Annotated in this window: 19 protein-coding genes; 7 read left to right on the forward strand and 12 right to left on the reverse strand. The window is 57.0% G+C overall.

Annotated features, from left to right (window positions below):
* The first annotated feature begins 23 nt into the window (after positions 1-23).
* Complete coding sequence (locus LMH93_RS00280) at positions 24-248, forward strand: hypothetical protein (RefSeq protein WP_010951451.1); 225 nt, start codon at positions 24-26, stop codon at positions 246-248.
* A 92-nt stretch (positions 249-340) separates the two neighbouring features.
* Here LMH93_RS00280 and LMH93_RS00285 read toward each other — a convergent pair whose 3' ends face one another.
* From LMH93_RS00285 to LMH93_RS00305, 5 genes are all read right to left on the reverse strand, one after another.
* Entirely contained in the window at positions 341-2,338 is a 1,998-nt protein-coding gene (locus tag LMH93_RS00285) for a heavy metal translocating P-type ATPase (protein WP_010951452.1), read from the reverse strand.
* A 202-nt stretch (positions 2,339-2,540) separates the two neighbouring features.
* Positions 2,541-2,864 (reverse strand): DUF2790 domain-containing protein, encoded by a 324-nt coding sequence (locus LMH93_RS00290; RefSeq protein ID WP_003253432.1) that lies wholly within the window; start codon positions 2,862-2,864, stop codon positions 2,541-2,543.
* 162 nt (positions 2,865-3,026) lie between these two features.
* Positions 3,027-6,188 (reverse strand): CusA/CzcA family heavy metal efflux RND transporter, encoded by a 3,162-nt coding sequence (locus LMH93_RS00295; RefSeq protein WP_010951454.1) that lies wholly within the window; start codon positions 6,186-6,188, stop codon positions 3,027-3,029.
* A 24-nt stretch (positions 6,189-6,212) separates the two neighbouring features.
* Positions 6,213-7,463: an efflux RND transporter periplasmic adaptor subunit gene (locus LMH93_RS00300; RefSeq protein WP_010951455.1), complete on the reverse strand. Its 1,251-nt coding sequence runs from the start codon at positions 7,461-7,463 to the stop codon at positions 6,213-6,215.
* 68 nt (positions 7,464-7,531) lie between these two features.
* The gene (locus LMH93_RS00305; RefSeq protein ID WP_010951456.1) at positions 7,532-8,803 is read right to left on the reverse strand and encodes a TolC family protein; all 1,272 of its coding nucleotides are present in this window, start codon (positions 8,801-8,803) and stop codon (positions 7,532-7,534) included.
* Between the two features lie 403 nt (positions 8,804-9,206).
* Between LMH93_RS00305 and LMH93_RS00310 the strand changes: the two genes are divergently transcribed.
* From LMH93_RS00310 to LMH93_RS00320, 3 genes are all read left to right on the forward strand, one after another.
* Positions 9,207-10,550 carry an OprD family porin gene (locus tag LMH93_RS00310; RefSeq protein WP_003253422.1) on the forward strand — a complete coding sequence of 448 codons (1,344 nt, stop codon included), beginning with the start codon at positions 9,207-9,209 and terminating at the stop codon, positions 10,548-10,550.
* Between the two features lie 488 nt (positions 10,551-11,038).
* Positions 11,039-11,713 (forward strand): heavy metal response regulator transcription factor, encoded by a 675-nt coding sequence (locus LMH93_RS00315; RefSeq protein ID WP_003253420.1) that lies wholly within the window; start codon positions 11,039-11,041, stop codon positions 11,711-11,713.
* Between the two features lie 117 nt (positions 11,714-11,830).
* Positions 11,831-12,154: a hypothetical protein gene (locus LMH93_RS00320; protein WP_010951457.1), complete on the forward strand. Its 324-nt coding sequence runs from the start codon at positions 11,831-11,833 to the stop codon at positions 12,152-12,154.
* Positions 12,155-12,255: 101 nt separating this feature from the next.
* Here LMH93_RS00320 and LMH93_RS00325 read toward each other — a convergent pair whose 3' ends face one another.
* The 6 genes from LMH93_RS00325 to LMH93_RS00350 all read right to left on the reverse strand — a co-directional run bounded on the left by LMH93_RS00325 (position 12,256) and on the right by LMH93_RS00350 (position 19,105).
* A complete protein-coding gene (locus tag LMH93_RS00325) occupies positions 12,256-12,783 on the reverse strand; it encodes a hypothetical protein (RefSeq protein ID WP_012269855.1) in 528 nt (175 codons plus the stop codon).
* 189 nt (positions 12,784-12,972) lie between these two features.
* Positions 12,973-14,370 (reverse strand): hypothetical protein, encoded by a 1,398-nt coding sequence (locus tag LMH93_RS00330; RefSeq protein WP_224765890.1) that lies wholly within the window; start codon positions 14,368-14,370, stop codon positions 12,973-12,975.
* An 81-nt stretch (positions 14,371-14,451) separates the two neighbouring features.
* Positions 14,452-14,853: a hypothetical protein gene (locus LMH93_RS00335; RefSeq protein WP_012269857.1), complete on the reverse strand. Its 402-nt coding sequence runs from the start codon at positions 14,851-14,853 to the stop codon at positions 14,452-14,454.
* A gap of 359 nt (positions 14,854-15,212) precedes the next feature.
* Positions 15,213-16,649, reverse strand: a complete 1,437-nt coding sequence (locus LMH93_RS00340; protein ID WP_028697700.1) for an IS1182 family transposase — start codon at positions 16,647-16,649, stop codon at positions 15,213-15,215.
* A gap of 626 nt (positions 16,650-17,275) precedes the next feature.
* Complete coding sequence (locus tag LMH93_RS00345) at positions 17,276-17,683, reverse strand: RcnB family protein (protein WP_003253149.1); 408 nt, start codon at positions 17,681-17,683, stop codon at positions 17,276-17,278.
* A gap of 129 nt (positions 17,684-17,812) precedes the next feature.
* On the reverse strand, positions 17,813-19,105 hold the full coding sequence (locus LMH93_RS00350) for a sigma-54 interaction domain-containing protein (protein WP_185279851.1): 1,293 nt from the start codon (positions 19,103-19,105) through the stop codon (positions 17,813-17,815).
* 222 nt (positions 19,106-19,327) lie between these two features.
* On the opposite strand from LMH93_RS00350, the gene LMH93_RS00355 reads away from it, so the two are divergent.
* Genes LMH93_RS00355 through LMH93_RS00365 form a run of 3 tightly spaced genes read left to right on the forward strand, consistent with a single transcriptional unit; the run spans position 19,328 to position 22,336 of the window.
* Positions 19,328-20,212, forward strand: a complete 885-nt coding sequence (locus LMH93_RS00355; RefSeq protein WP_185279852.1) for an MBL fold metallo-hydrolase — start codon at positions 19,328-19,330, stop codon at positions 20,210-20,212.
* A 40-nt stretch (positions 20,213-20,252) separates the two neighbouring features.
* Complete coding sequence (locus tag LMH93_RS00360) at positions 20,253-21,521, forward strand: NAD(P)/FAD-dependent oxidoreductase (RefSeq protein ID WP_185279853.1); 1,269 nt, start codon at positions 20,253-20,255, stop codon at positions 21,519-21,521.
* Positions 21,518-22,336, forward strand: coding sequence for a sulfite exporter TauE/SafE family protein (locus LMH93_RS00365; protein WP_004575176.1), 819 nt, complete (start codon positions 21,518-21,520; stop codon positions 22,334-22,336). Before LMH93_RS00360 ends, LMH93_RS00365 begins: the two co-directional genes overlap by 4 nt.
* Here the strand turns inward: LMH93_RS00365 and LMH93_RS00370 are convergent.
* The gene (locus LMH93_RS00370) at positions 22,325-23,212 is read right to left on the reverse strand and encodes a LysR family transcriptional regulator (protein ID WP_003253138.1); all 888 of its coding nucleotides are present in this window, start codon (positions 23,210-23,212) and stop codon (positions 22,325-22,327) included. The two genes, LMH93_RS00365 and LMH93_RS00370, sit on opposite strands and share 12 nt — an antisense overlap.
* Positions 23,213-23,267 lie beyond the last annotated feature (55 nt).

Genomic DNA, 23,267 nt, shown 5'->3' on the forward strand with positions numbered 1-23,267 from the left:
AGCTGAATGCTCGCGGAGTAGATATGCAAAAGAGTAAAAACAAACAGGACACCCTGGCGGCGATCAATGCGCTTGTCGAGATTGCGTATGATCAGGGATTTGCGGACGGACACGGAGTCGGCAATCAAGTCGGTTTCGTAGCCGGTGTCATGAGCCTCAAAGCTGCATTGGCCTGCGGCTTACGGCATGGCTCACCTGAGTGCGGAAAGGCCCTTGAAAGCCTCAAGCGCATCGGGATCGACGAGTGAGAGAAAAGTACGGGTCGTGCGCTGATCGCGCACGACCCGTACTTCTACTTCAGGTCATTTCCCTGCTTAGCTTCATGATTGAAGCTCAGGGATCAGGTGCTTCTGCGGTAGGCCAACAGGCGCAAGGCGTTGAAGACGACCAACAGTGTGGAGCCCTCATGGATCGCAACAGCGGCACCAATGCTCAAGCCCATGATGGTGGACGGAACCAGGATGGCCACAATCCCCAAGCTGACGAACAGATTCTGGTGGATGATCGATCGCGTGTGACGGCTCAGCCCCACCGCAAATGGGAGTTGCCTGATGTCGTCAGCCATAAGCGCGATATCAGCCGTTTCCAGGGCAACATCAGATCCAGCAGCCCCCATTGCGATACCAACGCTCGAACTGGCCATGGCAGGGGCATCATTGACGCCGTCACCCACCATGGCCACCTTGGCGCTAAGGCGCAGGTTTTTGATGGCCTTGACCTTGTCTTCCGGCATCAGGTCTCCCCACGCTTCATCTAAGCCAACTTGTTTGGCTACAGCCTCTGCAACGCGGTTGTGGTCTCCAGAAATCATGACCATGCGTTCGATGCCCATCTCTCTAAGCTTCTGGAGTGCCTCTTTGGCCCCCTCCCGGGGTGTGTCCAATAGCCCGATAGCGCCCAGATCCTTGTCAGCACGCCGTACCACCATGGTGGTACGGCCTGACTGACGTAGACGCTCCGCAGCCTCCAGGGCTGCCTTGCTGAGTGCGGGAATACCATTGGTACCGAACATCTCGACCTTGCCAATCCAGACGAACTGCCCATCAAGCTCAGCACGCACGCCGCGGCCAATCATGTTGCTCATGTTCTTGGCTTGGAATCGGCGCCGTGTGCCAATCATCTCTTCACCGTCACGCACAATTGCCGCAGCCAGCGGATGGTCGCTCATCGACTCCACAGCGATGGCGACGTTTAGCAGATCCTCGATCTGCGTGCCGCCTATGGGTATTACATCGGTGATACGTGGGCGCCCTTCGGTCAGGGTACCGGTCTTGTCGAATGCCATGGCATTCAATGATCCAAGCTCTTCAAGTGGCGCACCGCCCTTGATCAGCACGCCACCTCGGGCTGCCCTGGCGATGCCAGAGAGAATGGCGCTTGGTGTAGCGATCGCGAGCGCGCAGGGGCTGGCTGCAACCAGTACGGCCATCGCCCGGTAGAACGAGTCACGGAACGGCTCGTCAAGGAAAATGCCGGCAAATAGCAGCCCGACTACCAGCAGTAAAACCAACGGGACGAATATGCGTTGGAAGCGGTCCGTGAATCGCTGGGTCGGTGACTTCCTGACTTCGGCTTCACTGACCATCTTGATGACCCGCGCCAAGGTACTCTCCGTAGAGCGCCGTGTTACCTCAACCTCGATGAGCGTTTCGCCATTGATGGTACCGGCGAAGACTTTCGAGGCTGCATCCACTGCATCTGGCTTGCTGCGTGCGAGTTCGGCATCAGGAACAGGTTGCTTGTCCACGGGGACGCTCTCACCGGTTACTGGCGCCTGGTTGATACTTGAGGAGCCTACGACTACAAAACCATCGGCCGGCAGGCGGTCATTGGGGCGCACGATGACAACGTCACCGGGAACCAGCAGCTCCACGGGCATCTCCACCGTGCCATTTGCTCTGCGTACGATCGCGGTGGCTGGTGCGAGCTTGGACAGTGCCTCAATCGCTTTCTTGGCCCGCCCCATCGCGTAGCTTTCAAGGGAATGCCCCAGACTGAACAGGAACAGCAGCAGAGCCCCCTCCGCCCAGGCGCCGATGCTCGCGGCACCGACTGCGGCGAGAAGCATCAGCGAGTCGATCTCGAAGCGTTTCTGACGGATGTTGGTAACCGCTTCCTTAGTGGTGAACCATCCACCGAACACGTAGGCCGACACGTACAGAATCAGAGGCAGACGATCAATCAGGCCAAGTTTTCCTGCGAGAGCTCCGGCACCCAGGAGAGCACCACAGATCAGCGCGAAAATCAGCTCTGTGTTCATTCCAAAAATGCCGCCATGCTCATGGCTATGACCTTCATGCCCGGCTTGGTCATCAGGGCGTTCAAGCAAACTCTTCATAACTCGTCCCTTCTGGGGTCAAGGCTTCCAATTGCCCTCTGCAGTTGGGGAGCCGTCTCTGTTGGTTGGCTAAGATCTATTGCACGGTTTGCCCGAGCCCAGGCGTTAACATTTCGAAGCTATGGGGTATCGGGCGTAATAAAAAATGCCAGGCACTGCCTGGCATTTATGAATTCTCTAATTGTTCTGTTCAAATCGTTTACTACTTGTTGTTGATGCATTGCGAATACATCGAGTAACGAACAGTCTTGAGCGTGCCCTGGGAGTCCTCGAAGGTCATCAACCGTGGATAGACCTGGCAGGTACGGGGGTCCTGCGACTGACGTACGAATTTCGCAACGTCTATCTTCATGCCATATTTGTAATCCTGAATCTCTGGCATTGGCTTGCCATTTTTCTCCGCGTACTTGGCCACTGCGGTCTGGTGTTCCTTGGTGTATTGAAGCTGCTTGCTCTCGGAGAAAGTGTTGGCCTGCGAAGCCACCGAGAAAACAACAAGTGCAGCAGCGATAATTAGCTTTTTCATAAAACCCTCTCAATTTCAAAACTTCTCGGGCGTAACCTTAGCAATGCATAGGCATCACCGGCATGACGAGAAACTTACAATTTTGAAAGGTAAGTGCATCTACTTCACTTTAAACAAAAAAGCCCACAACACGTGTTGTGGGCTTCTCTTTAGCGGAGGCTGTTAGCTAACCACTTCGGCCTCGTCGCCGTCTTCATCCTTGCGGTGTGCCCAGTGATACAGGGCAGGCAGTACCAGCAAGGTCAGTGCGGTGGAGGACAGGATCCCGCCAATCACCACCGTCGCCAATGGCCGCTGAACTTCGGCACCGGTGCCGGTGGCCAAAGCCATCGGGATGAAGCCCAGGGACGCTACCAAGGCTGTCATCAGAACAGGTCGCAGACGGGTCAATGCACCTTCATCGACTGCCTGTCTGAGCGTTCGTCCCTCCTCCCTTAGCCCGCGGATGAAGGCAATCATCACCAGGCCGTTCAGTACTGCAACGCCGGACAGTGCAATGAAGCCGACACCTGCCGAGATCGACAGTGGGATGTCCCGCAGCCACAACGCCACAACACCACCGGTGAGTGCGAATGGAATACCGGTGAAGACCAGCATGCCGTCCTTCAGGTTGTTGAACATCAGGAACAACAAGGTCATGACCAGCAGCAAGGCGACTGGAACAACGATCTGCAGGCGTTTGGCAGCCGACTGCAGCTGCTCGAACTGGCCCCCCCAAGTCGTCCAGTAGCCCGCAGGGATTTGCACCTTCTTGTCCAGCGATGCGGTCGCCTCCTCAACGAAGGACCCCAGATCGCGGCCTCGAACGTTGGCGCTGACGATAACCAGACGTTTGCCGTTCTCGCGGCTGATTTGGTTCGGGCCCAGTTGCAGGTCCAGATTGGCGACCTGGGACAGCGGGATGAAGCCGATCTGATTGGCACCCTGTGCCGCATTGGCAGGTACCGGGATCAGCAAGCTGGACATACCCGCTACGTCGGTGCGAACGGTCTCTGGTAGGCGTACTACCATGTCGAACCGACGGTCGCCCTCATACAGCGTGCCGGCCTGACGGCCACCCACGGCGATAGCGATCGAGTTCTGAACATCCGCGATGTTCAGGCCGTAGCGTGCTGCTTTTTCGCGGTCAATGTTGATGGTCAGCACCGGCAGGCCGGATGTCTGCTCAACTTTCACTTCCGATGAGCCCGGGACCGCTTTGAGCGCTGCCGCGATCTTGTTGGCGGTGTTGTTGAGCACGTCCATGTCATCGCCGAAGACTTTCACAGCGACGTCACTACGCACGCCCGAAATCAGCTCGTTGAAACGCAGTTGGATTGGCTGCGACAACTCGTAGTTGCTTCCTGGAACACCCGCTGCGGCCTTCTGCACTTCAGCAATCAGCTCATCACGAGGCTTCTTCGGGTTAGGCCACTGATCCTGAGGCTTGAGCATGATGTAGGCGTCAGAGGCGTTCGGCGGCATCGGGTCAGATGCAATTTCTGCGGTACCCGAGCGTGCGAACATCCGCTCAACTTCAGGCACCTGCGCAATCACCGCTTTCTCCAGACGCTGCTGCATCTCGACAGATTGAGTGAGGCTCGTTCCAGGCACACGCATGGCCTGCATCGCAAAGTCACCCTCACTGAGGCTTGGGATGAACTCGCTACCCATACGACTTGCCAGCAAACCACTGAGCACGACCAAGGCTACTGCGGCCGAGAAAGCGATGTTCCGATGTCCCAGCACCCATTGCAGAACCGGTTCATAGCGCAGTCGAGCTGTGCGCATGACCACGCCTTCCTCTTCCTTCACCTTGCCAGTGACGAACATGGCAATAGCTGCAGGAACAAAGGTAACGGACAGGACCATTGCACCCAGCAGCGCCATCACAACGGTGAAGGCCATCGGGTGGAACATTTTGCCTTCGACGCCGGTGAGGGCGAAGATCGGCAGGTACACCACCATGATGATCAGCTGACCGAAGATCAGCGGCCGGCGAGCTTCTCGCGCCGCGGCAAAGACCTCGTGGAAGCGTTCGGTTTTGGTGAGCATGCGGCCATGCTTATGTTGCGCATGAGCCAGTCGACGGATCGCGTTTTCTACAATAACCACGGCACCGTCGACGATGATGCCGAAGTCGAGTGCCCCCAAACTCATTAAGTTGGCACTGACCTTGTTGTTGAACATGCCTGTGAAGGTGAACAGCATGGACAGCGGAATCACCATCGCGGTGATCAGAGCCGCACGGATGTTGCCGAGGAACAGGAACAGAATGGCGATAACCAGGATCGCGCCTTCCACCAGGTTCTTCTTCACCGTCGCGATGGCTTTTTCAACCAGGTTGGTACGGTCGTAAACAGTCACAGCCACCACGCCCTTTGGCAGGGTGCGGTTGATGTCCGCCAATTTGGCGGCGACAGCTTGAGATACGGTGCGGCTGTTTTCACCAATCAGCATGAACACGGTACCGAGCACGACTTCGCGGCCGTTCTCAGTAGCAGCACCTGTACGGAGCTCTTTACCGATGCTGACGTCAGCAACGCTGCTGATGCGAATCGGTGCACCATCCACACTGGTGATCACGATGTTGGCGATGTCTTCGATATTGCCTACCTGACCCGGTGCACGGATGAGCAACTGTTCACCATTACGCTCGATGTAGCCGGCACCGACGTTGGCGTTGTTACTTTCCAACGCTGCGACCAGGTCATTGAGTGTCAGCTTGTAGGTAGCCAGGCGCTTTGGATCCGGCGCAACCAGGAACTGCTTGGCATAACCGCCGATGGTATTGATCTCGGCCACACCCGGGACGTTACGCAGCTGAGGCTTGATGATCCAGTCCTGGATCACGCGCAGGTCGGTCGGGGTGTACGGCGTACCGTCCTCTTTGACCGCGCCATCTTCGGCTTCAACAGTCCACAGGAAGATCTCGCCGAGGCCGGTAGATACCGGACCCATGACGGCCTCTACACCTTCTGGCAGCTGTTCCTTCGCAACCTGCAGCCGCTCGTTGATCAACTGGCGGGCAAAGAAGATGTCAGTGCCATCCTTGAAGATCACGGTGACCTGAGACAGGCCAGAGCGAGACAGGGAACGGGTCTGCTGAAGGCCCGGGAGACCGGCCATGGCCGTTTCAACTGGAAACGTGATCCGTTGTTCGGTTTCCAAGGGCGAGTAACCAGGCGCTGCAGTGTTGATCTGCACCTGGACGTTGGTGATATCGGGTACCGCATCGATGGGCAGCTTTTGATAGCTGTAGATACCGATACCCGCCATGATCAGAACGGCGATCATTACTACGATGCGCTGCTCGATGGCGAATCTGATGATACGTTCAAACATGAGAAATCATCCTGTCAGTTCGCATCAGTGACCGTGTTCGGCAGAAGCTTTGCCGAGCTCGGACTTGAGTGTGAAGCTGCCACTGGTTGCTACCTGGGCGCCGGCTTCAATACCGTCGATGATTTCCACGTACCCATTGTCGCGGCGACCCAGTTTTACCGGGCGGGTGTCAAAGCCATCTGGGGTGCGTACGAATACCGAAGGTTTGTCTTCAACGGTCTGCACAGCGTGCTCAGGGACCGCTACGGCAACTCGATCGGTCTGGGAGGTGACCGCAATGTTTACGAACAGGCCTGGACGCCAGGCGCCGTTGGGGTTGGTCAAGGTGACGCGGACAGTAGCTGCACGGTTTTGCTCGCCCAGCAGGCTGCCGACATAACCCACCTTCCCTTCGACCTCGACGTTCATGTCAGGCGAAGAGACTTTCACTGCACGGCCAGTCGTGACCTTGCCCAGATCTGTCGGCGGAACTGCGAAGGTCGCCCAGACCTGATTCAGGTCGGAAAGGATGAAGGCGTTGGTCGCCTCGCTGACGACTTCGCCGACGGTCAGGTGTTTCTCCACTACCACGGCGTCGAAGGGAGCGCGGAGCTCGTAACGATTACCGCCAACGGAGTTAACCGAGGCACCGATTGCGCCGACCTTCTGCTTGGCGTTGGCCAAGGAGATCTCCGCTTCTTGCAGCGCTTGGCGTGCTTGGAGGTAGTCTTGCTCTGCAGAGATCTTGTCCTGCCACAGTTGCTTCTCACGTTCGAAGGTCACACGCGCCAGTTCGACGCGACGCTGTGCGGCCTGTTGTTCGCTGCGCAGGTCAGAGATCTGCTGGCTGGCGATTACCGCGAGGACTTGCCCTTTCTTGACCGTCTCGCCCAGGTTGGCCTGGACAGCCTCAACAACGCCAGGAACACGAGGAACCACGTGGGCAGTACGATCTTCGTCGAAGCGAATTTCGCCAGGGAAGCTCACGACGGTACCGAGGTCACGAGGCGCTGCAGCTTCCAGGGCAACACCAGCGGCCTTGATCTGTTCAGCGCTGAGCGTCAGCTTGCCCTCTTCTTCACCGCCCTCTTCGCTGTGGCCTTCTTCACCATGGCCCTCATCACCTTCCTCTTTGGCGGCAGATGCGGCTTTCTTTTCGTCGCCATGGCCATCGTTAGCGCCATGCTCGGCAGTACTGGCGGCCTGCTGTCCGGAACTGTTGTTCCAGGCAAGGCTGCCAAATCCGAGGGCTGCCACAGCGGCTACCGCGAGGGCGATCTTGCGTTTGTTATCCATTGCTACTCCTGCTGATCGTAGGCACCGGCTTGTTCAAGGCTGTGTGCCGAAGAAAATGTTTGGCCCGTTCAGCGAGTGCCGGCGGTTGAGCCGACTTCGCCATAAACCCTTTCCACCTGCGCACGCGCATTGGTCGCCGCTGCCAACGATTCGAGGTATTGGCCACGAGCGACGATCAAGGTGCGCTGGGCATCCAGCACTTCGATGAAACCGAATTTGCCCATCTCGAAGCCGCGGGTTGCGGTCTCTACGGCTTGTTGGGCTGAAGGCAGAATGGTCTTGTCGTAGGACTCGACCTCCTGCATGGCGGTGGACCATTGGTTCAACGCGGTTTGGGTTTCGGTGCGCAGGCGCAGCTCAACAGCATTGCGCTGGTCCCGGGCCTGATCTGCACGACGAGAAGCGGAAAGAATGTTGCCCTGGTTACGATCGAACAGCGGCAAAGGCATAGACAGGCCCACAGTGTTGACCCGCTCGCGCACAGAGCGGTCGTACTGGCTACCTACACTGACAGTAAGGTTCGGGATACGCTGAGCTTTCTCTGAGCCGAGCGAGGCATCGCTCTTGTCTATCTGCACCACGGCCTGACGCATTTCTGCTGTTTGGTCGAGCTTAGCCAGCAGATCTTCAGTGCGAGGTGGCAAGCCCGGGGAGAGGGTTGGCGATTCGAGTCGATCAAACACGGTGACTGAGCTCCCGGTAATTTGAGCGAGCTGTTGGTAAGCGGTCGCTTTTTCCGTTTCTGCACGTCGAACTTGCAGCTGGGCTTCGGCCAGTTGCACTTGAGCGCGGGTCGCCTCCACTGGGGACGACTTACCTGCGCGAACACGGCCATCGACGATGCGAAGACCGCGCTCAGTCAGTTCGAGAGATTGCTTGGCCAGGTCGAGACCTGTCTGGGCCCGCAACGCGGCGTAAAAGGCTTGGACGACATCTGCACGCAGGCCGTTAACGCGACGGTCTAACTCAAGCTGTGCGGCGGTCTGCCCGTATGTGGCGACGTCAACACGAGCCCCCCGCTTACCGCCCAGCTCAAGGGTCTGGCTGAGAGAGACAGTCGTCTGGCTGGTGTTACGACGGGTGTCTTCCACGTCATACGAGATTGTGGGGTTGGGGATAAGCCCGGCCTGCTTGCGAGCACCATCAGCGATCCCAATTTCTTGCCTGGCCGCGGCCAGGTCTGGGTTGGCATCCATGGCCGTCGAAAGCGCCTGGGGCAAGCTGATGCTTTGGGCAAGGGCTGCAGGCGCCATCAACCCAGAGATGACTGCACAGAGTGCAGCGATCTTCCAGGGCGAGACGGGGGTCTTGGGTAAGACATTGCGGTTATACCGGGGCACTTTGATGGTCCTCGTGCACAAACTTCGATAAAGCTTGGCGAGAACGCCGAAACAGCTGCCAAGCCCCACTTGATTAGGTGATGGCACTCTAATGAGCGGTAGCTATCAGAGGGGTGGCTAGAAAATTACAATTCCGTAAGAATGTCCTGTAATGCCCGAAAATACTGGGAAACCAAACCCGACACGATGATTTCGTTACAAGCAACGGAGATGGCAAACACGCGGTGCGAAGGCCCGAACAACAGGTAGATGACGAAATTGTAATTTTCCTATCACCCCCCCGTTATCTTCGGCCTGCAAATATGAGCTCGCGCTACGCTAGGCGCGCCGCCTGGTCAGAACAATTAACGACACCCGCGCCGGTAAACATAATAAAAACTGCCGTGAATCAAAGGAGCATCGGATGAAAATCAAAGTACCACTGTATTTGGCGGCAGTTTCTGCGCTGTCTGGAAGCTATGCTATTTCGGCACAGGCAGAAGACAAGCCAGAAGGCTTCATTGAAGGCAGCAGCCTTACAGTGCTGAACCGTAACTTCTACTTCAACCGTGATAACCGCGACAGCACTGCCCCCACTTATAACAGTGGCAAGGGCAACACCAACGGCTACTCCGAAGCCTGGGCGCACGCGATCATCAGCAAATTCAACTCTGGGTTTACCCAGGGAACCGTTGGCTTTGGCGTTGATGCCTTCGCCATGATCGGCCTCAAGCTCGACACCGGTGATGGGCGCAACGGCGGCCGTAGCTCCTTCGACGTGCTACCCGTTGATAACAAGGGCGAAGCTCGCGACGAATACACCAAGGTCGGCGGCGCAGCCAAAGTCCGCTTGTTCGATACCATCGTGAAAGTAGGTGATGTTTTCCCATCGACTCCGGTCGTTGCATCCGGCGACTCTCGCCTGCTGCCAGAAAGCTTCCGCGGCGTGACCGTTGAGAACACCAGCATCCAAGGCCTCACCCTGCAGGGTGGTCGTCTGCATGCGATGAGCCAGCCGGTCTCAAGCAACCTGAACGACAACTTCGTGACGTTCTACGGCGGCCCGGTCAACTCGCCATGGATCGGTTACGGTGGCGGTGACTACTCGATCAACGACAACTGGACTGTGAGCGTCTACGCCAGCCAGCTGAAAGACGTCTGGAATCAGTACTACGCCGGCACCAGCGTGGTTTACCCGCTGAGCGACGATCTGGCGCTGATCGGTGGCTTCAACTACTACAAAGCCGTAGATGAAGGTAAGAAGCGCCTGGGTGAATTCGACAACAACATCTGGAGTGCCAAGGTCGGCGTGCGTTACGGTGCCCATACCCTAGCCCTGTCGCACCAGCGCAACAACGGCGACGACGATTTTGACTACCTGCGTCAGTCGGACTCGATTTTCGTCGACAACTCCATCCAGTACAGCGACTTCAACTCGCCGAAAGAGCGTTCCTGGATGCTGCGCTATGACCTGAACTTCACCAGCTACGGCATTCCAGGCCTGACGTTCATGACCCGCTACGCCAGAGGCTCGGGCGCGGATTACTCGAACGCTAACCAGTTCTACATGCGCACTGATGACAACGGCAACCCGCTCGACAATCAGAAGCGTTGGGAGCGTGACGTCGAAGTCAAATACGTTGTCCAAACCGGTCCAGCAAAAGATCTGTCCTTCCGGTTGCGCCAGGCAACCACACGTGCCACTGCATTCGAATCGGATCTGGATGAAACCCGTGTGATCATTGAGTACCCGCTTTCGATTCTGTAATTCGCTAACTGGACCAGTTATTCATTAACTGGTCCTATTAGTAAAACGAGCATTACGAATTCACCTTGAGTGGCTTAAGTGCTCCTTTGGTAAAAGGTGGATATTTGGCGCCCATTGGGCGCCTTTTTTTGCCTAAAATTCAAGTAGGCGTTCGATTGTACGCATCGCATGCCGGTGAAGTTCATGACTACACCAATGACCAGTCTCTTCAATGTGAGCGACCTCGCCGTCATCTGAGCGGAACGAAGCCAGCACAAAGAAGAAAATAACCCAATACTTCATAAGGTCAAATCACCTGCTGGAGAGAGGGCCCGCAACTGTCAAACCCAAACCGCGACAAGATATACCGCCAGACTATCAACTGTATTACCTAGAAATTACAAATCCGTCATTTGAGCCCCGGCACGCTCATTTTGATTTACCATCCCTTTCAATAATGCCGGCGCGCGTGCGCGGTTAATTGCTCAGTGATATCGAGACAAAATCCCATGCGAATTCTGGTAATTGAGGATGAAGTAAAAACTGCGGAGTATGTGCGTCAAGGTCTGACGGAATGTGGCTATGTCGTAGATTGCGTCCACACCGGGTCAGATGGATTATTCTTGGCTAAGCAGCACGAATATGAGCTGATTATCCTGGATATAAATCTGCCAGAGATGGACGGTTGGCAGGTCCTTGAGTTGTTGCGTCGTAAAAACTGCCCTTCCCGTATCATGATGCTGACGGCGAGAAGCCGGCTGGCGGATAAGGTCCGGGGGCTGGAGAACGGAGCAGATGACTACCTGATCAAGCCATTTGAGTTCCCTGAGCTGCTGGCCCGGGTTCGCGCCTTGATGCGCAGGTCAGATCACCCTGCATCCGTAGAGGTCATTCGCGTCGCTGACCTGGAGCTTGATCAGAGCCGGCACAGGGCATTCAGGGACGGTCAGCGCATTGACCTGACCACGAAAGAATTCGCGTTACTGCATTACCTGATGCGTAATACCGGTGTGGTGCTGAGCCGCACCCAAATTATTTCGCAGGTTTGGGATATGAATTTTGACTGCGACACAAACGTTGTAGAGGTGTCGATTCGAAGACTCAGAGCCAAGATAGATGACCCTTTCGAGACCAAACTGATACATACGCTTCGGGGCGTAGGGTATGTGCTTGAAAAACGATAGTTGCCAAGCTCTCTAGTACCGAAAATCCGCTACATGCTCCCGTCGCTTGCGAACTTGAGGTTTCTGTTTACGATCCGCGGCGCTGATTCCTCACTCAACAAATGAGGTAGGCTGTACATGAGGTATAGCATTGATTATCAGCAGGTTTCGCAAGGACAATCCGATGCCAGCATTGATGCCTGTCCAGCTGACATTGTCTTCAACAGCGACCATGGCCTAGCTCTTATCCCGTGCGTTGGCGATGTTATCAACCTCCCCTCTACGGCGGTCAAAGAAGGGGTTTGCGGCATCGTTAGATCAAGGATTTTCAATTATCTCAGAGGTCCTGAAGAGCTGTACTGTCACGTCAATATTCTCGTTGAGGAGGCGGACATCAATTTCGAAAGTCTCATCTCGGAATACATGCGCAATCAGTCACGTGCTCGCTCGCCTTCTTCATAAAGTCGAAGGCGGGCCAGTCCATTAATGGTTGTGTATGGGTGAGGGTTCAGCAGAGCGAGCGCCTACTGAGCACCAGAGATGAATAGTCACAGCCTAGTGGTTTAACGCGGTACTGCTGGTGTACGCAGGGCCGGACTCATTGTTTTTTGAATGGCGCATTGCAGCACATAGAAATATAAAACCCCGGAAGCAAATACGATTGCGGACAGATAAGCAAACTCAGAGTCTAAAACCCCGGAAACCATATACAATTTAATCGTGATAGAACCCATAATAATTCCGGTACAGTACATGACGCCTGTGAACTGATTGCCCAAAAAACTCAGTATGCCGCTGAAGGCATTGTTCGCACTCAACAGCATTGCTTTCAGTATCGTCCAGCCGAGAACTGGCAGAAAAGCCTTGATCATGAAGGCGAATAACATCGACGATGCAAACAGTTTTATCGGGGTTTCTGCCCACGGCTTGATGGTGCCGTCTACTTCAACGCCGGTATACAAGATGATATTCAGAATAATCGCCATAAGGGTGCATATGCCGAGGCGTATCATTTCCCGCTTAAGCGGGGCCATCATTATCACTGCGTGAATCTTGTTTCCAAAGTATCGTTTTAGTCCTTGGATCGACATTTTTCTTCCTATGCTCTCGGGTATGACGCTGTTGTAGCGTTGTATGACGGTCATGCTTTTACCCGAAGAGAGGTGACGCTTCAACGGTCCTGAATTGCGCAGGGGATCTCATGTCCTTCCCCTGGCTGGGTAGCTTGCTGAGAAATTCTCATCTACCTGCGTGGCAACGATGCGGCCACCCCGCCGCCGTCAGAGCTCTGGAGGACTGGCTGCTGTCAGCAACTCATCGAGTGACGGAACCTTAGCGTTTGCACTGAGGACGAGTGTTCTGGATCGGAGTATGGATACATCAAAGAAAGATTCGCACTCGACTCTTCCGTTTACTTCTCTCCAGTGGGTGACTTCTGGTATCAACTCATTAGGCACCGGGTATAGTGCCATAGGGTTATGGAATACCTCCACTTCAGCAGACCACGGCTCGTAGCCATATTGCGGCCAGAGCTGACCGTAGTCGCTGGACGCTACATCCAACAGAAATGGGATACCTCGTGATGCTCCCGGAGAACGGTCGAAAAACTCACCAAACCGCAAGTATCGGTACCCGTCTAGATGAGCTCCACCTGAGATCGGCACTCGGCTGAGCTTTGGCACTGTGCAGGCATTGGTGAAAATGACCGCTGAAAGATGGGCATTTTCCATTAGCGTAAATAGGCCGTTGGGGCGCCCTGATAGCAGAGATGTCTCTTCCTCCACAGTTATCAGGTGCGTACCACGATGCGCAGATGAGTGAACTGCAAAGCCATAGAGATAGCTGATGAGCGACTCCCTGCTCCACAGCATTGAACTGGGCGCATGGAAATCGGCTAAGGCCAGAATGAGCGGCTTACCCTCCACGTGCGGTAGGGATTCGTAACGCTTGTCCAATTTGTTTTGGATGGTCCTCGCAAACCTTTCTGCAGCCGCTCCTAAGAAACGCTCATGTCGGTCAGCGGGTGGGGGGACCGGCGAGGCGCCAAAATGCTCATACCGCTCTTCCGGGTTGGCTGTCACTGCTTCAACCCAGGCCTCATCTCCCAGCCTATTCTCGATGTGAAAATCGGGTGATTCTTTAGGCTGGGTGACCAAGAGTCCCTGTTCACGAAAAATCGCTAATAGGTGGGCTTCCCAGAGGCGGGTGTGAAAATTCTCAGTCTGGCAATCGGGAACCCAATTTCTGTCTGGGGATGGCAGTGCGAGATACAGTTGATTCAGCGCCCACGCCCCAATACGGCGGCTTGGATCAAATAGTGATTTGAACACCACGCTTGGTGTGCGCTTACCCATTCTGCTTAGAGGAGCACGTCGTCGTTCACCTGAAGGGAGTGGAAGCGGATGGGCTTGGGTATAGAGAAAATGGCTGATTGAGGCGCGGGCTTCAGACTCGCCAGTGGTGCGCTCACTATGGCTGAGGAGCACCCACACGCTATCGACACGACGCCGCAAGGTGACAATTCCGAAGCTGCCGGAATGGATATTTCGGGTTAGAGCGGCACAAGAAATTCCGTCCTCACTAAGCCATGCCCCTACTGGCGGGCTGTCCCCAAACCCCAACCCTCGTGGAAGCGACAAAGCGATTAGATCGAACATCGGCGCAGCAATTTCTTTCATTCGCTGATCTCGGCAGCCGTCAAAATGCATTCCATCAATGCCTCGGAGCGTGCCCGCCGGCGATGGCATCGGTGGAGGTACCTATTGAAGAAGGGGGCCTTGTTCCACCAGGACATCTCGGTTGGTGAAGATGGTCTCAATGGTTGCAGCCTCGGCAGCCACATGAGTCTTTCGCGTGATCTCTTCAAGGGCCAGTTCGAGCCGGTAGTCTTGGAAATACTCGTACAGCTTTTCAGAGCTCTCGGATATCTCCTCCCCACCATTCTTCGCGAACAAGATGTGGATGATCGCTGCGAGTGGGAGAGAGATGTCGAGATCCTTCTCTTCTGCATCTGAATCCGAGTTCAAACCGTCGAAATACCTCTCCAGATGACTCTGGAGCTCCTCAAGCCAGAACTGAGATAGGTTGCTTGGAAGGGAGCTTTCAGGCCCGGTCAGAAGGACTTCATCTCTGAATAGAGCCAGCAGATTGGGGTTTGCCATGGAGGACCTCACGATTAGATTTGAGAGCAACTGGTCAGCATAGTCCACCTCAAGATGACCACCTCCTTGACGCCCATCCTGGTGCTCCTGAGCATCAGACGAGTGAATCGCCCCGAAACCTGTAGATACAAAATGACCGCTTCTCGCCGTTAGCTGCCTTTCTTGAAGGACAGCTTTGGGTCCAGGCTGTGTGAAAACGCAAGTAAGTACGTCGAGTAGCGAAAGAAGCTGGGGCAGCCTGTTAATTCAGCAGATGTAGGTGCAGATTTACTTCAGTCGGGTATCAGGTGCGGCTTGTGCTATCTGGGTCTCGGCAGCGGCCCAGATAGCCGTATACGGACGTAAAGAAACGCTTGGACTCATGTCCTGATCGCTTCAATCAGTCCAGCGATGCCAAAGATGCTCATCATTCGTTTGAGGTTGTAAGCCAGCACGTGAAGGCTCATTTCGGTGCTTACCCTCGGTAGGGTTTTGGTCAGGAAGTGAGTGCTTCCCATCCAGTATTTGAGCGTTCCGAAGGGATGCTCCACCGTTTGCCGACGAACTTTCATCTTTCCTGGATCATGCTCCAATCGGATCTGCACCGCTTCGACTACCGTTTCATGCTCCCAGCGCTTTAACCGGCGTTCCTTACCCGTCGTACACTGCTTCTGCATGGCGCAACTTTGGCAGCCCGAGAACCAGTAGCAGTGCAGCAACATGCCGTCTTCCACCGAAGAATGCCGGCGAGTCAGTAGCTGATCCGCAGGGCATCGGTATTCATCCGATGCAGCAATGTAGATGAAGTCCTGCTTGCCGAATCGGCCTTCCGCTTTGCTGCTTGATGTCAGCGGCTTCGGTACAAAAGTGGTGATCCCGGCCTGCTCGCAAGCAAGGATCTCCGGACCTTTGTAATAGCCTCGGTCGGCGACGACTGTCAGCGACTCAGCGCCGATCTCTTCGCGCGCCTGATTCGCCATATTGCTCAGTTGCGTTCGGTCATTGCCAACATTGGTGACTTCATGGGCAATGATCAGATGGTGTTTGTCATCGACTGCTGTTTGTACGTTATAGCCAACCGTGCCACTACCTCGGCCACTCGTGGCCATTGAGCGTGCATCAGGATCGGTAAGAGAGATTTGCTGATCTGGGCTGGCGTGAAGCTGCGCTTCAATGTCCTTGAGCTTCGTCATTTGCTGTTTCAGCTTCTCTATTTTTTCGCTCAGCCGTTCAACCTTGGCCTCGGCGACCTCGGGCGCTGCCCGATCCGCCGAATCCATCGCCGCAAGATAGCGGTCAATGCTCTGCTCGATCTGCTGTATGCGCGCCTTGATCTTGCCCTGGGTGAAGTTGCGGTCGCGGTTATTTACGGCTTTGAATTTGCTGCCGTCGATGGCAATGATCGACTGAGAGAAAAGATTGAGGTTGCGGCACAGCACTACGAATTGCCGGCACACGCTGCGAATGGCTTTACCGTTGTCTCGGCGAAAGTCGGCAATCGTTTTGAAGTCAGGAGCCAACCGGCCCGTTAGCCACATCAGCTCGACATTGCGCTCTGTCTCGCGCTCAAGCCGGCGGCTGGACTGAATCCGGTTGAGGTAGCCATAGATGTAGATTTTCAGCAGGACTGCTGGATGGTAGGCCGGACGCCCCGTTGCAGCCGGATCGACACCCTCGAAGCCGAGTGCTCCCAGGTCGAGTTCATCGACGAAAACGTCGACCACCCGAACTGGGTTTTCTTCGGTGATGTAATCATCCAGGCACTCCGGCAGCAGCGTGACTTGCGTCCGGACCTCACCTTCAATGAACCGCTTCATGATCGTCCCCGCCACGATCTCGACGATCAGAAGGTTAGACAATCGCAGGTGTTTTCACACAGCCTGGGTCGATAGCGGCCTTCGTGGAGGTTGGTGTCTACGGGGTCGGTTTAGTCAATCTGAATCTCCGGTTTCACCTCCGTGAGGCCGGCCATCGTCATGCATCAGATCTTGATTGACACGCGTGCCGCTTTGGATAGCCTTGCAATTGAGGGCTGCAACTGCGCATTTGTCGGGCCTGGGTACCAGCATGAGCCCCCCGCAATTTTGGCAGCAGAGGAAGCTGGTTCCTCTGAAGTAGTGACGGCGGGCATTGCCAGTCGGATTCTGAACCCAAGGTCGCCAGACTAGGAGCTAAAGGATCGCTGCGACTACTCCTCATCCCTTACCGAAAAGTCACGCGTCGGTCGTAAACGGCCCTTTCCAGGCCAATCAACTTTTGTGATTGGTGAGTAGGGATTTCTCGGCTTTTCTGTGAAAAGCACCCCTTCATTTCACAAAAAAAATGGCGAAGATTCCAATTTCACGGGGTCTGGCCTATCACCTATTTTGTGAACCTACATCAGGTGTAATTCGCCAGACACTAAGAAGCCCGCTGATGCGGGCTTTTTAGTGTCTGCAAACAATCAGTAGCCGGTGAGAATGTTCACGATCACACCGCTGGCAATGGCCACCAGCACATAGTCGCCATTCACATACAGCCAACGATGATCACGAGGTGGCGCATACAGGTGGCGCGCTTTCCAGTCAGTTACCCAGTAACGGTCACCACGGTAGTGTGGATCAACGGCATGACCACGCTGCCACTGCTTATGAGGTATCGGCATGCCTTGTTGTGGGCGGAAGTTTGGATCACGGTAAGCAGGACCGCGGCCATTGTCATGTCGGCCCTGGTGCTGTGGTTGACCCTGTGGCGGGTTGCCTTGGTGCGATGGGCCGCCATCATGCCGATCAGGCGGGCCCGGTTGCGCGAAGCTTGCCAGCGGTGTGCTGAGCATGAGCGCGGCGCAGATCACGGTTAGGGTTTTCTTCATTTGATGCGGTCCTCTGCCTGTAATCGCCTGGCAAGTATTGATTGCCAGGTTCGGTTAACTGATCAGACCACGATTTTTCCCTTTCAATGTCAGGGCGCAGGTAAAGGTCCGGTAAAGTCTGGCGTTCTTTCAGTTCAGCCCGAGCGCTTTCAAGCGGCGATACAGCGTGCGTTCACTCATGCCAAGATGACTGGCCAGTTCACTGCGCGAGCCTTTGAACTGCTCCAGCGCCTGCGCCAGCTCCCCCAGGTCATTGCGACGGCCGCTTCCTTTAGCCGCGCCAGCCAGCCCGGTGTCTTCCGGTAAATGCTCTGGCCTGATCACACCGTCATCGGCAAACAAACGCGCGCGTTCCAGAATGTTGCGCAGTTCGCGGATATTGCCCGGAAACGGATGCAACGCTAGTTGCTGCAAGGCGTCTTCACTCAGCCTGGGCGTCGGTTGGCCGGCCATGCGCTGCAGCAGGCTCTGTGCGAGCAGCGGCAGATCTTCCACCCGTTCGCGCAATGCAGGCAGACGAATCGGGAAGCCGCTGATGCGGTAATACAGGTCTTCACGGAAGGAGCCATCCGCGACCATCTGTTTAAGTGGTTTATGGGTGGCCGATATCAGGCGGAAATCCGAATGCACAGTGCGCAGGCTGCCCACGGGACGGAAACTCCCGGACTCTATCAGGCGCAGCAACTTCACCTGCATCGCCAGCGGCACTTCACCAATTTCATCGAGGAACAAGGTGCCGCCATGCGCCGCCTCGGCCAAGCCGATCTTGCGCTGATTCGCCCCGGTGAACGCGCCCTTCTCATAGCCGAACAGTTCACTCTCGAACAACGACTCGGTCAGGCCGGTGCAGTCGACCACCACCAGTGGGCCGTTGGCCCTGGGGCTGCCCATGTGCACTGCACGGGCGAACAGCTCCTTGCCGGTCCCCGACTCCCCCTGCAGCAACACCGGGATCTGCGCCGGTGCCGCACGCTGCAGGCTGGCCAGCGCGGCCTTGAAGGTTGGCGCGCGGCCGACCAACCCTTGCTCCTGTGGCTGCGCCGAAGCGAGGGTGATGGTGGTGAGGCGTTCGACAAAGGCAACTACCTTGCCCTGCTCATCCAGGATCGGCCGCAACTCCACATCCACATGCTCCGGGCCGCGTGGTGTGTGATGAATGTGCAATACCCGCTCCGGTACCTTGCTGTCCCACGCCTTGCGCATCGGGCAATGTTCGCCAGCCTGGTCGCACGGCACAGCGTAGTGGTGCGAAACCCTGTGGCACTTCTCGCCCAGTGGGGCCTGATCATGCCGGGCAAACTGACGGCGATAGGCCGCATTGGCGGCGAGGATGTTGTAGTCGGTGTCCAACACGATGGTCGGAAGGGCATCGTGCTCGAGGTAGGAAACCAGAGCTAGGATGAGAGGATGGGCTTCAGGCATGTCGGCACCGTATGGATGACCGACGCAGGGTAACAAGGACTGCCAAACACTGCCATTGGCTGTCAGTCGACTGCCACCTTGGCTGCCAGTTTTGCCCGCAGCGGTCTGCAACTGGCCGGTTTTACTGGCCAGTGAGTGGCAAAAAGCCTGGCATGCATCTTGATAAAGCTCCTGTCACTGCCTACGCCTGTACAAGGCGGGGCGGATAAATTGGAGAACGTGATGATCATCGGCAACAACCTTCACGTGGACGCCTTCTACGACGAGGCGACCTCGACCATCAGCTACCTGGTCATGGACCGTGAAACCCGACAATGCGCATTGATCGACAGCGTGCTGGATTACGACCCCAAGTCCGGGCGCACCTGTAGCGCTTCGGCTGATCGCTTGGTCGAGCGTGTGAATGAACTGAATGCCAGCGTGCGGTGGGTGTTGGAAACCCATGTGCACGCTGACCACCTTTCAGCGGCTGCCTACCTGAAAGAAAAGCTGGGCGGCCATACCGCAATTGGCGCGCACATTACCCAGGTGCAGAAAGTGTTTGGCGCCTTGTTCAACGCAGAGCCCGGCTTCGCCCGTGATGGCAGCCAGTTCGATGTGCTGCTCGAAGATGAGGAAGGTTTCCGTATTGGCAACCTGCAGGCCCGTGCGTTGCACACGCCTGGGCACACACCCGCGTGCATGAGTTTCATGATCGAAGATGCCGGCGAGATCGCGGTGTTCGTTGGAGACACCTTGTTTATGCCCGATTACGGCACCGCCCGCTGCGACTTCCCCGGGGCCGATGCCCGCACCTTGTACCGCTCAATCCGTCGCCTGCTGGCGTTTCCCGACCAGACTCGGTTGTTCATGTGCCACGACTACCTGCCGGGTGGCCGCGACATGCAGTACGTCACAACTGTCGCCGAGCAGCGTGCCAACAACATTCACATCCATCAGGGTATCGATGAGGACAGCTTCGTTGCCATGCGCGAAGCCCGTGACAAGACGCTCGAAATGCCCGTACTGATCCTGCCTTCGGTGCAGGTGAACATGCGTAGCGGCCAGCTACCCCCTCCGGAGGCGAACGGCGTGAGCTATCTGAAGATCCCGCTGAACAAGCTGTAACCGCCCTGCCCCCATAATCAGATTTCCAGGATTTGCCGCCATGCCTGCCTTGTTGTCCCCTGCCAATACCGACCACCACAAGGTGGTCATCGTCGGTGCCGGTGCCGCCGGTATCGCCACTGCTTCCAGCCTGATCAGCCGCGACCCATCGTTGGACGTGGTCTTGATCGACCCTGCCGAAGTGCACTACTACCAACCCGGCTGGACCATGGTCGGTGCCGGTGTGTTCAAGGCACCCAGCACTGCTCGCACCATGGCGTCGACCATTCCTCGCGGTGTGCGCTGGGTCAAGGCGCGGGTAAAGGGATTCGACCCGTTGGGCCAGTTGGTCATCCTCGATGATGCTCGCGCCATCAGCTATGAACAGCTGATCGTCTGCCCCGGCCTCAAGCTGGACTGGGCGGCCATCGATGGGCTCAGCGAGACCCTGGGCCGCAACGGTGTCACCTCCAACTATCGCTACGACCTGGCGCCCTATACCTGGGAACTGGTGCAAAAGCTCAAGCAAGGACGCGCGCTGTTCAGCCAGCCGCCCATGCCGATCAAGTGCGCCGGTGCACCACAGAAGGCGCTGTATCTGTCTTGTGACCACTGGCTGCGCCATGGTCATTTGGGGGCGGTGAAAGCCAGCTTCTACAATGCGGGTGCCGTGCTGTTCGGTGTCGCGGACTACGTGCCCGCGCTGATGAAGTACATCGAAAAATACGCCGTCGATCTCAACTTCTCTCACAGGTTGGTTGCCGTAGACGGCCCGGGAAAGCGCGCTACATTCTTGCGTACCTTGCCCGATGGCAGCAGCGAGACGCGCATCGAGGTCTTCGACATGCTGCACGTGGTACCGCCACAGGTGGCGCCAGACTTCATTCGCGAAAGCCCCTTGGCTGATAGCTCCGGCTGGGTTGACGTCGATCCGCATACCCTGCGCCATCGCAAATACACTAACGTTCATGCCCTGGGTGACGTGGCTAACACCAGCAATGCCAAGACCGCCGCTGCGGCCCGCAAGCAGGCACCGGTGGTCGCCAACAATGTGCTGGTGGCGCTGGGCAGGCTGGCGATCCTGGCCCAGTACGACGGCTATGGCTCGTGCCCGCTTACCGTCGAGCGCGGCAAGATTGTCCTGGCCGAGTTCACCTATGGCGGCAAGCTGGCACCGAGCTTCCCCAACTGGTTACTCGATGGCCGCAAGCCGACACGCCTGGCCTGGCTGCTCAAGGCACAGGCGCTGCCACCGTTGTACTGGCAAGGCATGCTCAAGGGGCGCGAGTGGTTGGCACGCCCGCAGCTGGTAGCCGAGGGTGGGCAGTGATCGAGCATCAACTGTTAGGGGCGGGCCTGGGCGCAATCATCGGCGCTGTGCTGGCGCTGACCGGAGCAGGCGGTGGCATTCTCGCTGTACCCTTGCTGGTGTTCGGCCTGGGGTTATCGATGGTCGAAGCGGCACCGGTGGGCCTGTTGGCTGTAGGTTTGGCTGCAGCGGTTGGCGCAGTGCTGGGCTTGCGCCAAGGGCTGGTGCGTTATCGGGCTGCGCTGTTCATTGCGTTGGTTGGTGTGGCAGCAGCGCCGTTCGGGCTGATGCTGGCGCACCGCCTGCCGAATACACCGTTGCAGTTGGTATTCGCCGGCGTGCTGGTTTATGCCTGCCTGCGTATCTGGCGCAAGGCGGCCAAAGAACTGCGTGGCGAAGCCAATGAGGCTCATCGCTTTATCGAGCCGTGTGTGCTGAACCCGTTGCAGGGGCGTTTGCGCTGGACCCTGCCCTGCGCGCGCGCATTGGCATTCACGGGTGCCTTGTCCGGGTTGTTGTCCGGCCTGCTCGGCGTGGGTGGGGGGTTCGTCATCATCCCTGCCCTGAACCGCTACACCAACCTGCGCATGGCCAGCATCGTTTCCACTTCGCTGGCGGTGATTGCCTTGGTCTCTACCGGCAGTGTGGTCAGCGCCAGCCTTGCGGGCGTCATGCACTGGCAGGTTGGCGCCCCGTTTGCCGTCGGCGCGGTGCTCGGCCTGCTGCTGTCGCGACCCTTGGCAGCCAGGTTGGCCGGGCCGCGTCTGCAGCAGATGTTTGCCGTGGCAGGTTGGGCCGCTGCCCTGTTGTTGGCCGGCAAGGCACTACTCGGCTAGCAACTCGCTTTGTTCGGCCGCGCACAACGCCAGCAGGTAGTCCCACACCACCCGCAGGCGCACAGACTTGTGCAACTCGCGTCGGGTGCAGATCCAGTAGCTGCGCTGGATGGTTTCTCCCGGCAGCACGCGCACCAGTGTCGGGTCGTGGCGGGCCATGTAGTTGGGCAGCACGGCGATGCCCAGCCCGGCGCGGGCGGCGGCTTGCTGGGCGATCACGCTGGTGCTGCGAAACACCACGTTGGGTGCTCGGCAGAAACTGTTGAGAAACAGCAGTTCCTGGCTGAACAGCAAATCGTCAACGTAGCCGATCCAGCTGTGCCGGGCCAAGTCTTCGCGGTTGCGCAGTGGCGGTGCGCGGTCCAGGTAGTCCTGGCTGGCGTACAGCGCCAAGCGGTAGTCGGTGAGTTTGCGGGTGATCAGCAGATCGGCGTTGGGTCGCTCCAGATGGATGCTGATTTCTGCCTCGCGGTTGAGGATGCTGACGAAACGCGGCACCGCTACCAGTTCCACCTCCAGGCCGGGGTAGCGCTCGAACAACGCGTTCATGCGTGGGGTGAAGAACATGATGCCGATGCCTTCGGTTACCCCCAGGCGAATCTTGCCCAGTGGGGTGATGGCCTGGGTGATTTCCTCCTGTGCCAGCAAGGCGACGTTCTCCATGGCTTCGGCATGCTTGAGCAGGGCTTGGCCCGAGGGGGTCAGCTCGTAGCCCTGGGCATGCTGCACGAACAGCGCGGTTCCCAGGCTCTGCTCGATGCTCTCGATATGCCGGGCCACGGTGCTGTGGGTAGTGTTCAGGCGCTTGGCGGCGGTCAGCAGGCGGCCGCTGCGCTGCAACTCGAGGAAAAACCGCAGATCATTCCAGTCGAACATGCTTGTCCTTTATGGCAGTTCGTTCCGGCCTCTTCACGGGCATGCCCCACAGGTG

This window comes from Pseudomonas sp. CIP-10 (genome assembly GCF_020911845.1).
GTDB classification, from domain to species: Bacteria; Pseudomonadota; Gammaproteobacteria; order Pseudomonadales; family Pseudomonadaceae; genus Aquipseudomonas; species Aquipseudomonas alloputida.

Coding starts and splice junctions, on each gene's coding strand:
- LMH93_RS00280 (WP_010951451.1), top strand. CDS start 24: ATGCAAAAGAGTAAAAACAAACAGGACACCCTGGCGGCGATCAATGCG.
- LMH93_RS00285 (WP_010951452.1), bottom strand. CDS start 2,338: ATGAAGAGTTTGCTTGAACGCCCTGATGACCAAGCCGGGCATGAAGGT.
- LMH93_RS00290 (WP_003253432.1), bottom strand. CDS start 2,864: ATGAAAAAGCTAATTATCGCTGCTGCACTTGTTGTTTTCTCGGTGGCT.
- LMH93_RS00295 (WP_010951454.1), bottom strand. CDS start 6,188: ATGTTTGAACGTATCATCAGATTCGCCATCGAGCAGCGCATCGTAGTA.
- LMH93_RS00300 (WP_010951455.1), bottom strand. CDS start 7,463: ATGGATAACAAACGCAAGATCGCCCTCGCGGTAGCCGCTGTGGCAGCC.
- LMH93_RS00310 (WP_003253422.1), top strand. CDS start 9,207: ATGAAAATCAAAGTACCACTGTATTTGGCGGCAGTTTCTGCGCTGTCT.
- LMH93_RS00315 (WP_003253420.1), top strand. CDS start 11,039: ATGCGAATTCTGGTAATTGAGGATGAAGTAAAAACTGCGGAGTATGTG.
- LMH93_RS00320 (WP_010951457.1), top strand. CDS start 11,831: ATGAGGTATAGCATTGATTATCAGCAGGTTTCGCAAGGACAATCCGAT.
- LMH93_RS00325 (WP_012269855.1), bottom strand. CDS start 12,783: ATGTCGATCCAAGGACTAAAACGATACTTTGGAAACAAGATTCACGCA.
- LMH93_RS00330 (WP_224765890.1), bottom strand. CDS start 14,370: ATGAAAGAAATTGCTGCGCCGATGTTCGATCTAATCGCTTTGTCGCTT.
- LMH93_RS00335 (WP_012269857.1), bottom strand. CDS start 14,853: ATGGCAAACCCCAATCTGCTGGCTCTATTCAGAGATGAAGTCCTTCTG.
- LMH93_RS00340 (WP_028697700.1), bottom strand. CDS start 16,649: ATGAAGCGGTTCATTGAAGGTGAGGTCCGGACGCAAGTCACGCTGCTG.
- LMH93_RS00345 (WP_003253149.1), bottom strand. CDS start 17,683: ATGAAGAAAACCCTAACCGTGATCTGCGCCGCGCTCATGCTCAGCACA.
- LMH93_RS00350 (WP_185279851.1), bottom strand. CDS start 19,105: ATGCCTGAAGCCCATCCTCTCATCCTAGCTCTGGTTTCCTACCTCGAG.
- LMH93_RS00355 (WP_185279852.1), top strand. CDS start 19,328: ATGATCATCGGCAACAACCTTCACGTGGACGCCTTCTACGACGAGGCG.
- LMH93_RS00360 (WP_185279853.1), top strand. CDS start 20,253: ATGCCTGCCTTGTTGTCCCCTGCCAATACCGACCACCACAAGGTGGTC.
- LMH93_RS00370 (WP_003253138.1), bottom strand. CDS start 23,212: ATGTTCGACTGGAATGATCTGCGGTTTTTCCTCGAGTTGCAGCGCAGC.